Raw genomic sequence first — 12,988 nt, forward strand, 5'->3', positions numbered from 1 at the left:
GGCCTCAGATCGCTCCATCTCGCTGGGCGCTACCGCAGCGACCGAGAAGATGTCGTCCAGTCATTTTATGTCCCGGCTCTCTCATCAGCGATCAGCTACAGCCGCGCCGTGGGCTACTTCACCTCGACCAGTCTCGCCCTTTTCGCGCGGGGCATTAATCGCCTCGCCGAACGGGGCGGGAGCATGCGACTAATCGCGTCACCGCACCTCGATCCAGCCGACATCGCGGACATTGAGCGAGGCTACGAACTACGGAAAGTTGTCGAACGGGCCACCTTGCGCGAATTGGATAGTGAAGAGTCACCCCATCTCCTCGATGGGCTAAGCCTTGTGGGCCGGCTCATTGCTGACGGCGTGCTGGACATCAAGCTTGCATTCGTTGAGCGCCATGGTCGAATCGGTCTCTACCATGAAAAGTTGGGCGTCCTTCGCGACGGCGCCGGTGATTTGGTTGCCTTCACAGGCAGCGCAAACGAAACCATGGGAGGTCTGCTGGCCAACTTTGAATCTATTGAGGTGTATCACGGCTGGGTGCCTGGAGACGGCTCGAGGGCTCTTCGCCTCGAGGCGGACTTCGAGGAACTGTGGAATGACGCTACGCCAAACCTGAGGGTATTGGACTTTCCCGAGGTCGCCCGGGACCGACTCATCGAGGTAGCCCGCGAGAGGCCGCGTGCAGAGCTACCCGAGGCGGACGAAACTCTCATCACAGGGATGGAGTCAACGAAGGACACCGGCCGTCTCGACATCCCGTCCAGCGTGACCTCACGGCCCTATCAGCGAGAAGCCGTAGAAAGGTGGCTACGCAACCAAGGGCGGGGCATCCTCAAGATGGCCACGGGGACGGGAAAGACGAAGACCGCGCTCATGGCCGCGACACAGTTGAGTCGTGTGCTCGCCCGACGCGAAGAACCGCTCGTCGTCCTCGTTCTCGCCCCCCTTCAGCACCTCGTCGATCAGTGGCTGGAAGAAGTGGAGGCTTTCGGCGTCCGGCCGATTGCCATCTACGAGTCCAGCGATCGATGGTTGCCCGTCGTCGAGGAACAACTGATGGCGTCCCGCCTCGGGCAGCGACCCGTCGTCGCCCTTGTGGCGACGAATGCTTCGTTCGCCGGCCCTCGATTCCAGGATGTCTTGAGCCGCATCTCCCAACCGCTGCTGGTTATCGCCGATGAAGCCCACAACCTAGGTTCGACGACGTACCGCACCGCTCTACCAGAACGGGCGACATACAGATTGGCGCTCTCCGCCACCCCGGAGAGGTGGTTAGACGACGAGGGCACGGCAGCCCTGGCCGACTACTTCGGCCCCGTGGTCTACGAGCTTGACCTGGGTGGCGCCATCGAGCTAGGCGCCTTGTGCCGGTACCGGTACGTTCCACGCCTGGTCGAGCTCACGGAAGCTGAGACCACGCTCTACGCGGACCTGACTGCGCAGATTGCTCTGCGCCTTGCGGCCGGTGAGACCTTCTCCGACGACTCGGACTCCGCCCTGGGTCAGTTGCTCCGCAAGCGGACGGGCGTTCTCGGTCATGCAGCCGGAAAGCTGCCCGCGCTGCGCCAAGACGTAGAGCAGCGAGCGCGCGACTGGTTCCAGCTCGTCTACTGCGCCGAGGGCCGGCGTCCGAGCGAACCGGGCGACCCACCTGGTCCCAAGCAAATCGACCAGGTGATGGACCTGCTCGGCAATCAGCTTGGCGTCAGCGCTCACACCTATGTCTCCGACACACCCCGCCGAGAGCGCGCCGCGTTGTTGCGCCGGTTTGCATCCGGCGCGGACTTGCGGGCGCTCGTAGCGATGCGGTGTCTCGACGAGGGCGTGGACGTACCTGACGCCCGGCTTGCGTACCTGCTCGCCAGCAGCAGCAATCCCCGGCAGTTCATCCAGCGACGGGGTCGCATCCTCCGGCGAGCCCCAGGCAAAGAACGGGCGGAGATTCTCGACTACATCGCCGTCCCTAAGGAGGGCGCCTCTGTCAACTTTGATGTCGAGCGCAAGCTGTTGATTCGTGAGCTGGCTCGCGTCAACGAGTTCGGGAAGCTCGCCGAGAATTACGGTGACACCCTGGCCGCACTGCGCCCGCTCAAAGAGCGCTACCAGCTAATGCACCTGTGACCCGGCGTCCGGCGATAAAGGATGAAGCAATGACCCAATCAAGCCGCTCCGAACATGAAGTTCTCCAGCAGATGACAGATATCGAGCGCGCACTATTGAAGCGCATTCTGGAGATCGAACGCGCCAAGCTGCACATTACCGCGCATGACCCGACCGACGATCTCGTCCGCGTGGTCAAGGAGATCATTCCATGAGATTGCACCAAATCACACTGACCAACTTCCGCCAGTTCGCGGGACAGCAGACCTTGCCACTCGCGTCTGATGAACTGCGTCCGGTTTCGCTCGTGTTTGGAGCGAACGGTGCGGGAAAGACGACGCTGCTCAACGCCTTCACGTGGGGTCTCTACGGTGTCGTCTCCGAGGACGTCGAGGAACAGCACCGAATGATCAATGACGGCGTCTGGCGTGCGACGCCTATCGGGGGCGTCGCGGAGCTGGCCGTAGAATTGCACTTCGACCACGATGATCGGAATTACCGACTTCTTCGCACCGCCAGTCTGCAAAAGGAGTCCGACGAGCAGAGGCCGCCGACCGCAACGCTGCACTTGTGGGAAACGATGCCTGACGGCTCATCCGAGGCTGTGAGCGCACCGCAAGAACGGGTGTTGAGCATTCTCCCGATGGGCGTAAGCCGATTCTTCTTCTTCAATGGTGAGCGCATTGAGAAGTTGGTGCAGAAGGGCGCCTACAGCGAGGTCCAGCAGGACATCAAGGTCCTCCTGGACCTCGAACAGGTGGAACGAGCTCTCCAACACCTGCCGAAGGTCGACCGCCGGTTGACAGCGGACCTGAAGAAGCACGGCGGGGACAGGGCCAGCGAGATCCAGACGGCGATCGACAATCTGCTCGACCAGCAGGCTGCCGGCCGGGACGAGCTTTCGGTCCTCGAACACGACCTCGCTCTTCTCAGCGAGGAACGCGAGGAGGTCACCGAACTGCTTCGGCAGAACGCGACCGCGGCACCGCTCCAGCGGGAGCGTGACTCCGTAGTACGGGAGCTCGAGGAGGCTCGTGGCGCCCGTCGTGCGGCCGAAGTTGAGCAAGCGACGCTCATCGCGACGCGAGGATTCATCGCCTTCTCGGATGACCTCGCCGATACGACCATCAGCCTGGCGCAGAAGCTCTACCAGCGCGGAGCTCTGCCAGCCCCTCTAAAGCGAGAGTTCGTCGACCAGCTGCTCGACGAACAATCGTGCATCTGCGGCACGCCACTGGCCGAGCACTCCCCCGCTCGCCACTCCGTTGAAGAGTGGCGCCAGCGCGCGGGGCTTCAGGCCGTTGAAACCGCTTGGCAGCGGCTACACGGTCAGCTCGAGCAGTTCGGCAAGGCACGCGACCAGCTCCATGAGGACCTCCAGCAGGTCGCCAAGCGCATGACCAGCGAGCACGAACGGGTCGACCGTCTGGAAGCACGGAAGACGGAACTGGATCGGCAACTCAAAGACAGCCGCCTGGAAGAGGTCCAGTCCCTGGAGAGCAAGCGACTGGACCTCGAGAGCCGCATGGCCACCAAGCAACAGCGCCTGGGGGTCGTCCGGTCCAACCTGGACTCGATCGTGAAGCAGCTGGAGCAGAAGGAGGTCGAGCGGAACCGTGCGGCCGTGACCGATGAGCTCGCCGCCAAGGCGCGGTCCAGGTCCGAGCTCGTGCAGTCTGTGCGTCGTGCCCTTGAGGAGATCCTCGCCATTCGTTCCGAGGAGATGCGCCGGCGACTTGACCGCAAGCTCAAGGATGTCTTCGCAAACATCTCGATCAAGCCGTACGTTCCTCGCCTGACTGACCGTTTCGAGCTCTCTCTGACGCAGACGATCGACGGGGTTGAGCTGCCGGTCCCGAAGTCAACGGGTGAGAACCAGATCCTGAGCCTGTCTTTCGTCGCCGCGGTGTCCGAGCTGGCTCGTGAGATCCGCAAGGAGCGCCGCGCCGAGGGCGACGCACCCCAGGATGCAGGTTCATACCCGATCGTGATGGACGCCGCCTTTGGGTCCCTTGACGAGAACTATCAGAAGGAGGTCTCACGAGCCCTGGCTGAGATGGCCCCTCAACTTGTCGTCCTGGTCAGCAAGAGTCAGGGACTGGGCCACGTGGTCGAGAACCTGTTGCCTCACGTGAGCCACCTAGGTGTGATCGTCACTCACACGTCTCAAGCCGACGTGTCGGAAACAATCGAGCTAGAGGGCATGACCTACCCGTACATCAAGTCCGACGCAGTCTCCAACCACGCAGAGCTTGAGGTGATCAGGTGACCGCGCCCCCGGCCGACGTCCGAATTCGTCGTCCGCAGCAGCACGAGGCCCTCCTCCAGGAGATGCGTGACGAGGCAGGGTTTTCGACCTTCCGAGACGGTCTGCTCTTTGCTGCTGCGCTGGGAGTGCGCCACGGACGTCGCTCACCCATTGGCCAGTCGGCCGGCGACCCGATCCGGTACGAGACCCTCACCGGGCCGGCCTACGCGGAAGCATTAGTCAGCATGATCGCGGCGAATGAGGCCCCAGACGACCCGGAGATCATGGATGACCGACGGCTCGAGGAACGAGTCCGGATCTTCGAGGAGTACGCCAACGGCGGTCTCGAGTACCTGCAGGAGCAGGTGAATGTTCGGCACCAGCCGATCTCGGTGATTGTGGTCGATGAAGTAACCAACGCTCTCACCGAGAGCGGAGGGGCATCACCGGCATCCGTGGAGGAGCTCCTCGACGGGGTCAACTGGTGATCGACCTCGCGAGCACTGTGCTCGTCGGCTAACGCCTGCGCCTAAGGTAGTTGCTGCGCCTCCGTCCCCTAGCTGGGGCGGGGGCGCAGATCTATGCCGGTGGGCGCCGTAACCAGCTGCATCTACCGCAACCTGCAGCGTCACCCACGGATCAGCCGACTCGCCGCGTGAGCACCGTGTCAGGACAAGGCACCTAGAGCGCGGATGCCTTTCGCACGCGTTGCAGCTGGATGTTCACCCAGCTGGGCCAGGGAAGGTCCGGCCAGCCGTACGCGTGCACATCATCCGACTTGGCTCGGTTGTGAAGACCGCATAGCCACACGGCATTGTCGACCGTGGCAGGGCCGCCAAGCGCATATGGCCAAGCATGGTCCAGCTGAAGCGACTGCTTGGTATACGGACACCGATAACCCCAGACTGTCTGACTCGCACACTTCATATGCTTGGCCCGAGGCGAATACGAGAAGGATCGCCCACCCCGTAGCGCGCTCCATCCGGAATCGTCGATCGGCATAACCTCGCGATTCAACAAGGCTAGCGCCAGCGGCAAGTCGCCTACGAGTCTCGATGTCTCATCGAGTTGCATCCAGGTTTGCCAGTCGGCGCCCGCATGATCCGCCACATACTTGTGATACGCGAGGGCCATACCATACCGACGGCGCAGTTCGCGTGAGTCAGTGTCTACCAGTTGAGCTGCACCTCTGCTCGACTTACAAGATCACCATAATGCTGCATGATCACAACCACCTCAAGGGGCTTAGGCAATGGAGCTTCGACAATAAGCCCCCTTCCCTCCATCGCGCGGTATCGCACGCCGCCGCCGACAGCCTTGGCGTCCAGCACTTGAACGTCTCCGACGTCGCGGTGGACAACGAGCTCCGGCGGTGGCTGCCCGGCTACTGAGCCGAGCGGCGCATGGACCACATCTGGGCGGGGCGCTCGGACTGCATGGCGACGTCCCACGGGATGGCGCCGGTGACGGCCTCCTTGCGGAAGTTGCTCACCGCGATCCGCGCCAGCTCCGGGTCGGCCGCGACACGCGCCGCCAGCTCACGCGCCCGGTCCTCGACCGCGGCGTCGTCCGGCGCATCCCAGGCCAGCCCGAGCTCGACGGCCTTCGCCCCGTTGATCTCCTCGCCGAACAGCGCCATCGCCGCCGCCGCCTCGCGGCCGATCAGCCGGGACAGAATCACGAAGTGACCGCCGCCCGGGTGCATGCCGCGCTTGAGGAAGCCGGCCAGCAGCCGGGCGTCACGCGCGATGATCCGCAGGTCGGTCGCCAGCAGCATGTTCATGCCGGCGCCCACCGCAGAGCCGCGCACCGCCGCCACCGTGGGCACCTTGACCTGGCCCAGCCGGTAGAAGGAGTCGTAGATCTTGCCCATGCCCTCGTAGGCGTCCGGGGCCGCCGGGTCCTTGCCGGCCGAGGTCAGCGTCGCGACGTCGCCCCCCGCGCAGAACGACTTGCCGACACCCCGGATGACCAGCGCACCGACCTCCGGCTTGGCGTCCACCTCGTCGAACGTCGCGATCAGCTCGTCGGCCATCCCGGGCGTCAGCGCATTGCGCCGGTCGGGCGCGTTGAGCGTCACGACCGCGACGCCGCCGTCCACCTCGAGCTGAACCTCACCGGTACCGGCCACGAGCCCACCTTCCTGCCGAGCGGACCGGCCCCAGCGCCGACCCGCACATCACCTGACAGGCATCACACCACGGGCCCGCACGAGCCCGCGCACTGCGGTCGGCTTCAAACGACGCTTGCCGACTCCACCAGCCGGCACAGCGCGTTGACCCGCCGCAGCTGCTCCGCTGTGCGCACCGGAGCGTCGAGCAGCAGCGGGCTCAGCACCACGACGGCCAGCGCCTGCGCCCGCGACACCGCCACGTTGAGCCGGTTCAGGTCGTAGAGGAACGACACGCCCCGGGGAGCGTCGTCGGCGCTGGTGCTGGTCATCGAGTAGAGGACCACCGGCGCCTCCTGCCCCTGGAACTTGTCCACGGTCCCGACCCGCGCCCCATCCGGCAGCGCCGCCTTGATCAGCGCGACCTGGGCGTTGTACGGCGCCACGACCAGCACGTCCGCCGGCCCGATCGGCGCCTCTTCCCCCAGGTGGTTTCGCCACCTCGAGCCCTGCACCGAATGCCACAGCCGCGCGACGGCGTCCGCCTCCTGCTGGCTCTTGTCCGCCGCCGTCAGCAAATGCTCGACCGGGTGCACCCGCAGCCCGCTGCCGGCGAGCACCCCCTCCCCCAGCACCGCCACCCGCTCACGGCCGTCCGCCGCCTCCAGCCGCCCCTCGTAGGCCAGGTCGGAGACGAACGCCGTCAGCGAAGGGTGCATCCGGTACGAGCGGTCGAGGAACACCCCGCGGTCGGCCGGGATGGTCGCGTGGCCGTCGAGCAGGTGCTCCAGCGCCGAAGCCCCGGAGCCGCCCGGGTGCACCGCTTGGGTCGGCTGCGCCAGCTGCTGCGGGTCGCCCAACAGCACCATCGACCGAGCTCCCCGCGCCACGGCGACAGCGTTCGCCAGCGAGAACTGCCCAGCCTCGTCGACCACCAGCACGTCCACCGCCTCCGCCACATCGGCCCGGGTCCAAAACCACGCTGTCCCGCCGACCAACCGGGCACTGCCGTCCGCCAGCGCCCGGGCGACGAACCCGTTGTCCGCAGACCACGCGACGCCGGGCGCACCGCAGTGCTGGCTCTCATCGCACTTCTGCAGCGCCGGCCGCCCCACCGCCTTGAGCAGGTTGCCGATCACCGCGTGGGACGTCGCTGTCACGCCCACCTTCTTCCCGGCGTCCAGCAGCTCCCGGATCAGCGCGGCGGCCGCCGTCGTCTTGCCGCTGCCCGGCGGCCCCTGGATCGCCAGCACCTCACCGCCCAGCGCTAGGCCGAGGCGCACGATCGCGTCCGTCGTCGTCTCGCCCGGCAGTAGGCGCGATCCCGCAGGAACGCGCCGCTGCACCAGCGCCTGGCCGAGACAGTCCCGGCCGGCGAGCACGTCTTCACCGGTGTCGGCGATCGCCGCCCGCAGGCTGGCCGTGTTGAGCGGCCCACCGGGCCCGAGCCCACGCGGCCCCGGCGGCTCCGCAGCCGTCGTCTTCAGCACCAGCCGCCCGACCGCAGCGTCCAGCTCGAAGACCGTCCCGACCTTCTTCGCGGTCTCGACGTCGAGCGCGTCGTCACCGGCGGAGAGCTTCGTGTCCTGCACCGGGAACGAGTACTCGTACAGCGAGCTCTTCTTCTCCGGACCCACGTACCGGACGAAGGACGGCCCGCCCAGCGCCGTCCCGTCCCCCACCAGCTCCTCGGCGTCGAGGTCCTGCAGGCGGTAGACCTCCCACCACGCCGGCCGGTCCTCGCGGCGGTGCCAGCCGACCAGGTCGCCCAGCAGCTCGTGCCCGGCCGCGTGCAGCCGGTCGGTCAGCTCCTGCTCGGCGGCCTGCGCCTCGGTCACCTTCGCGTCCGGCGCCACCACCGAGACCGCCGGCCGCGGCAACGGCCCGTGCACCGCCTCCAGCTCGGCGCGCTGCTGCTCCAGCCAGTCGTGCAGCTCGCGGGTGGAGTCGACGTCGTCCTTGTTGTAAGCCTCGATGCCGTCCAGCCGCGCCTGGTCGCCATCCTCCAGCCACGCCTCGTACTCCAGGACGCTGCCCAACGCGCTGGCCACCGCGCCCTCGTGCGACCGTCCGTAGAACGCCTCGACCTTCTTGATCGAGTACGACTCCTTGCTGATCCGCATCGACTGCCGGACGACGGGATAGAGGTCGACGAACCGCTCCTCGCGCAGAAGCTGGTCGAGCTCCGCCTCCCGGACGCCGTAGCCGCCGGTCAGCTTCTTGAGCGCGGTCACCTCGTAGGGCGCGTAGTGGTAGACGTGCATCGCCGGGTCGGCCTGCACCGCCGAGACGATCCGGTCGATCAGGTCGGCGACCAGCTGCTTCTCCGCCGGGCGGTCGTGCGCCCACAGCGCGGAGAACCCGCCGGACCGGTCACCGATGCCGGCGAGGTACTCGATACCCGCGCCGTCCTCGAACCAGGGGTCGCCCTCGAAGTCGAGGTACAGGTCGCCGGCGCTCGGCTGCGGCAGCCGGAGCAGCCCCAGGCCGTCGACCGGGTCGAGCAGCGTCCGCGACGCCGCGCCCGTCGTCCGCTCTTTCAGCTGCTCGGCCGCCTGCTGCTGCAGCCGGGTGCGCGCGTCGGCACCGATGCCGGACGCCGCGAGCTGCTCCGGTGACGCGGTGGCCAACGCCGCCAGCGTCGGGATGCCTGCCGCACGGAGGGCGTCCCGGTGGTCACCGCGCATGAAGGCGACCAGGCCGAGGTCGTCGGCGTCCCGTAGTTCGCCGTCGCAGCGCGACGCCCACCGGCACTGGTCGCAGAAGGCGACCGGCGCGGGAGTGGTGGCAGGCGGAGCGGCGGTGAACGCCTCCAGCCGGGCCCGCGCGCGGCGGGCGTACGCGGCGACGTCGACCAGCCGCCACGGCCGCGACTCGCCGTCCCCGGTGACGACGGAGATCCGCTCCGGCGCCACCCCCTGCAGAACGGTGAGCCGCTCGGCGTAGGTCGCCATCTGCAGCAGCGCGGCCACCTTCATCTTCCGGGCGAGCTTCGTGTCGGCGATCTCGTACGACCAGCCGCCGAACAGCGAGGGCACCTCGACTCGCAGCAGGAAGTCGGCCTGCCCGCCCCAGGCGCCGTCGAAGAAGGTCCCCTGGTAGACGACGTCAACGCCGGAGCGCATCGCCTCGACCGTCGCGGCCTCGGCCTCCCGCCGGCCGTCGGCACCGGAGGCGGCCGCGATCTCGGTGACCGTCCGACCGGCCGCGACCAGCGACGCCAGGTACTTCCGCTCGTGCTCGAGCCCGCGGTCGAAGACGAACTGCACCTCGTCCGACGCCGGAGCCTCCGGCGCGGCCCACTCCCCCGCGGCCACCCCGAGGTCCAGCCGGGTCAGGTGCCGGCACTCCTGGTGGTGCGTCAGATCGGTCGGGCTGAGCACCAGCCGTCCGTCGAGTCGCTGCATCGCCCCGTACCTCCCGATCACCGTCCAACCGGCAACCCGTGGACGTGTCCTGCCTCGCCGCAGCTCTAGCGGACGCCTCCGACACGATCGGGCGCCCGGTGCCGCGACAGCCGACGTGGTCACCCCACCGTGTGACGCCGGCGCAGACACTTCGAGCCGGCTCTGGTGCACCGCATCCCACCGACGCCGCCCTGCACGGCTCCGCGGCGGGACGTGCCCCACCGACGCGGGGTCTCCACCCCCACGGTCCGAGACGCGTCGCCGCACCAGCTGCGCGACAGCCCGGTGCCCGTCCGCGACGGACCGGCACCGGGCCGGAGCACCGCAGGTCAGGCTGGACTACTCGCAGCCGACGCCGTCGCCGTCCCGATCCAGGTGACCGGCGTAGCCAGGGTCCCCGACCCGCACGGGGGCTGCACCCGCGGCTCGGGCGGCGTCGCAGTTCTTGAAGTACGTGCTGGGAGCCTGAGGTGCCGGAGCCGGAGCGACCGGCGCCGAGGAAGCGGACGGTGCGGGAGCAGTCGAACGCACCGTCGCCTGCGGTGCCGGCGCAACGGAAGCAGCCGCCTCACGCGCCACGAGGTCGCGCTCCCGCTGGTCGAGCGCGACACTCCGCTGGTCCAGCTCGGTCACCCGCGCGGCCAGGCGCGACTCCCCCTCGGCGGTGACCCGACGGATCCGCGACTCCGCCTCGGCGACCTCGTCCTCGAGTTCCGCCGCCTCCTGCTGGGTGTCCGTCAACTCGCTCTTCAGCGTCAGGTACGCCGGCGACGCCTCCACCTCGGGGGTGTCACCCGCACCGCCCACGCCGACGCCGATCAGGAATGCCAGCAGCGGGATGCCCCACTTCAGCCACCGCTTCGGGCTCTTCTCGGACTCGGCCGGCGCAGGAGCGGAGGCACCAGGCATGACAGCGGTATCGGACACGATCGTTCTCCATTCCCCGTAGTGGCACGGGACGGTATCGCTACCGGGCTCCGGTGGGTGGGGGACCAGAGGACGCTGCTGCGCCGGGGGTCGGTGGGAACGATGAGGCGCACGAACGGGCCGAGGGAGTCGCGCCGCCAACGTCGTCCGCTGGATCTCGGCCATGTCCATCCGACGTCAGCACGGACACGGCCCGCGCGCGAACCCGTTGACAGCGCCAGGCAGCTGAGAACGATGAGTCGCGCGGCGACGTCGCCGGGCGCCGCGCCTGTCCGCGGAAGGAGGGCGCATGTACGCCCGCAGCACCACGATCACCGCCGACCCGAACCGCCTGGACGCCGGCATCGCCGGCGTCCGCGACGACGTCATGCCCGCCGTGGGCGGCATGGACGGCTACGTCGGGCTGTCGATGCTGTGCGACCGGAGCTCCGGCCGATGCATCGTCACCACCGCCTGGGAGACCGAGGATGCGATGGCCGCGACCCGCGAGGCGGTCCTCCGGATGCGCGATCAGGCGACGGAGCAGTTCGGCGCTCCCGCACCCGAGGTGCGTGAGTGGGAGATCGCGGCGATGCACCGACTGCACCCCGCAGGCGACGAGTCCTGCGCCCGGGTCACCTGGTCCCGCGTCGACCCGGCCACCATCGACCGCGTCCTCGATGTCTTCCGCGCGGACCTCATCCCGCGCATGGACGAGATGCCCGGCTTCTGCAGCCTCAGCCTCATGCTCGACCGGCAGACCGGCGACAACGCCCTCACCGCCGTCTACGCCGACCGCCGCGCCATGGAGGCCTCCCGCCAGCGGGCCACGTACATCCGCGACGAGTTCCGCCGCGGGCTGCGCATGTCGGCCACCGACGTCGCCGAGTTCGACCTCGTCCTGCACCACCTGCGCGTCCCCGAACTGGTCTGAGGGCCCGGGCCGCAGCGGAAGCCCGCTCGCTCGTCCCGACATCCCGCTGCGCCGGCGACCAGGCCTCCCACCCCGTCGGCGGCGCTCGTTCTGACCGCGGCATCGACGGAGTGGGACGGCCCTACGGTGAGGCATGACCTCGCCGCGACCCCTGCCGGCCGACCTGGTGCTCGAGGGCGGCGGCGTCAAGGGCATCGCGCTCACGGGCGCCGCCGTCGAGCTGCTGGGCCGGTACCGGTTCGAGCGGGTGGCCGGCTCCTCGGCGGGCGCCGTGCTGGCCGCATTCCTCGCTGCGGGGCTCTCCGCCGACGGGATCCGGGCGGCAGAGGACAGGCTGGAGTACGACCGCATCCCGGACTCCTGGGCGCCGGTGCCCCTGCTGGCGCCGGCGGCGGGGCTGCTGCTCCGGTCGGGGCTGCACCCGGGCCGCTACCTCACCGAGTGGGTGCGCCGGGAGCTGGCCGAGCTCGGCATCGTGACCTTCGGGGACCTGCGCCGCGAGGACCCCGGCGACGACCCCGCGCTGGAGCCGTGGCAGCGCTACCGGCTGGTGGTGACGGCGACCGACGTGACCCGGGGCCGGCTGCTGCGACTGCCGTGGGACTACCGCGAGTTCGGCCTGGATCCCGACCGCCAGCCGGTGGCCGACGCCGTCCGCGCGTCCCTGGCGATCCCCTACTTCTTCGCGCCCCGGAGCCTGCGGGACCCGCGCACCGGGCGGAGGTCGACCCTGGTGGACGGCGGGGTGCTGTCCAACTTCCCGATCGAGATCTTCGACCGCACCGACGCCGCCACACCCCGCTGGCCGACCTTCGGGGTGGGGGTGGGCGATACGCTCGCCGACGAGGACGTCGCGGTGTTCGGCGTCCGGCACCTGCCGCCGCCGCTGCGGCTGCTGGACTCCCTGGTCGCCACCACGGTCACCGGGCGGGACCGCACCTACCTGGCCTCCCCCTGCGTGCGCCGCCGGGCCTTCTCGATCGGCACCAGCGGCACCGGGCTCACCGAGTTCGACATCGACGAGGCCGAGCGGGCCCGGCTGATCGCGGCCGGCGAACGGGCCGCCCGCGAGTTCCTGGCCGGCTGGGACTGGGACGCCTACCTGCGCGACTGCCGCGGCGTCGACCTCCCCCCGGGACCGTCCCGGCCGACGCCGGCGTAGCTCTCCCGCAAAGACCAGCAGGCGGGCCGAGGACGAGGCCACGGCGCCGAGGGCGGGGACGCGCGCCCGCGTCACCGTCCATCAGGTCCGACCGACCCCCGGTAGCGGCGCACGGTCCGCGACCCGG

At 68.7% G+C, this 12,988-nt stretch carries 9 protein-coding genes; 6 read left to right on the forward strand and 3 right to left on the reverse strand.

What is annotated here, in order from left to right; genetic code table 11:
* The first annotated feature begins 108 nt into the window (after window positions 1-108).
* The 4 genes from ACI79Q_RS04245 to ACI79Q_RS04260 are packed head-to-tail and all read left to right on the forward strand — an operon-like array spanning window position 109 to window position 4,830.
* Window positions 109-2,115 carry a DEAD/DEAH box helicase family protein gene (locus ACI79Q_RS04245; protein ID WP_456614239.1) on the forward strand — a complete coding sequence of 669 codons (2,007 nt, stop codon included), beginning with the start codon at window positions 109-111 and terminating at the stop codon, window positions 2,113-2,115.
* Between the two features lie 29 nt (window positions 2,116-2,144).
* Window positions 2,145-2,309 (forward strand): hypothetical protein, encoded by a 165-nt coding sequence (locus ACI79Q_RS04250; RefSeq protein WP_456554588.1) that lies wholly within the window; start codon window positions 2,145-2,147, stop codon window positions 2,307-2,309.
* The gene (locus tag ACI79Q_RS04255) at window positions 2,306-4,363 is read left to right on the forward strand and encodes an AAA family ATPase (protein WP_456614240.1); all 2,058 of its coding nucleotides are present in this window, start codon (window positions 2,306-2,308) and stop codon (window positions 4,361-4,363) included. Before ACI79Q_RS04250 ends, ACI79Q_RS04255 begins: the two co-directional genes overlap by 4 nt.
* The gene (locus ACI79Q_RS04260) at window positions 4,360-4,830 is read left to right on the forward strand and encodes a DNA phosphorothioation-associated protein 4 (protein ID WP_456614241.1); all 471 of its coding nucleotides are present in this window, start codon (window positions 4,360-4,362) and stop codon (window positions 4,828-4,830) included. Before ACI79Q_RS04255 ends, ACI79Q_RS04260 begins: the two co-directional genes overlap by 4 nt.
* Before the next feature lie 896 nt (window positions 4,831-5,726).
* On the opposite strand, the gene ACI79Q_RS04265 is transcribed toward ACI79Q_RS04260, so the two are convergent.
* The 3 genes from ACI79Q_RS04265 to ACI79Q_RS04275 form a co-directional block, all read right to left on the reverse strand.
* Entirely contained in the window at window positions 5,727-6,473 is a 747-nt protein-coding gene (locus ACI79Q_RS04265; RefSeq protein ID WP_456614242.1) for an enoyl-CoA hydratase/isomerase family protein, read from the reverse strand.
* A 104-nt stretch (window positions 6,474-6,577) separates the two neighbouring features.
* Window positions 6,578-9,859 carry a TM0106 family RecB-like putative nuclease gene (locus ACI79Q_RS04270; protein WP_456614243.1) on the reverse strand — a complete coding sequence of 1,094 codons (3,282 nt, stop codon included), beginning with the start codon at window positions 9,857-9,859 and terminating at the stop codon, window positions 6,578-6,580.
* Window positions 9,860-10,198: 339 nt separating this feature from the next.
* The gene (locus ACI79Q_RS04275; protein WP_456614244.1) at window positions 10,199-10,786 is read right to left on the reverse strand and encodes an excalibur calcium-binding domain-containing protein; all 588 of its coding nucleotides are present in this window, start codon (window positions 10,784-10,786) and stop codon (window positions 10,199-10,201) included.
* A gap of 289 nt (window positions 10,787-11,075) precedes the next feature.
* Here ACI79Q_RS04275 and ACI79Q_RS04280 point away from each other — a divergent pair, with 289 nt between their 5' ends.
* Together ACI79Q_RS04280 and ACI79Q_RS04285 are read left to right on the forward strand one after the other, a co-directional pair.
* Window positions 11,076-11,699, forward strand: coding sequence for a hypothetical protein (locus ACI79Q_RS04280; protein WP_456614245.1), 624 nt, complete (start codon window positions 11,076-11,078; stop codon window positions 11,697-11,699).
* 133 nt (window positions 11,700-11,832) lie between these two features.
* Window positions 11,833-12,861: a patatin-like phospholipase family protein gene (locus ACI79Q_RS04285; protein WP_456614246.1), complete on the forward strand. Its 1,029-nt coding sequence runs from the start codon at window positions 11,833-11,835 to the stop codon at window positions 12,859-12,861.
* The last annotated feature ends 127 nt before the right edge of the window (window positions 12,862-12,988 follow it).

The organism is Blastococcus sp. SYSU DS0828 (assembly GCF_054050975.1).

Excerpts from the sequence above, each read along its gene's own strand:
- ACI79Q_RS04250 (WP_456554588.1), top strand. The coding sequence starts at position 2,145 with ATGACCCAATCAAGCCGCTCCGAACATGAAGTTCTCCAGCAGATGACA.
- ACI79Q_RS04255 (WP_456614240.1), top strand. The coding sequence starts at position 2,306 with ATGAGATTGCACCAAATCACACTGACCAACTTCCGCCAGTTCGCGGGA.
- ACI79Q_RS04270 (WP_456614243.1), bottom strand. The coding sequence starts at position 9,859 with ATGCAGCGACTCGACGGACGGCTGGTGCTCAGCCCGACCGATCTGACG.
- ACI79Q_RS04280 (WP_456614245.1), top strand. The coding sequence starts at position 11,076 with ATGTACGCCCGCAGCACCACGATCACCGCCGACCCGAACCGCCTGGAC.
- ACI79Q_RS04285 (WP_456614246.1), top strand. The coding sequence starts at position 11,833 with ATGACCTCGCCGCGACCCCTGCCGGCCGACCTGGTGCTCGAGGGCGGC.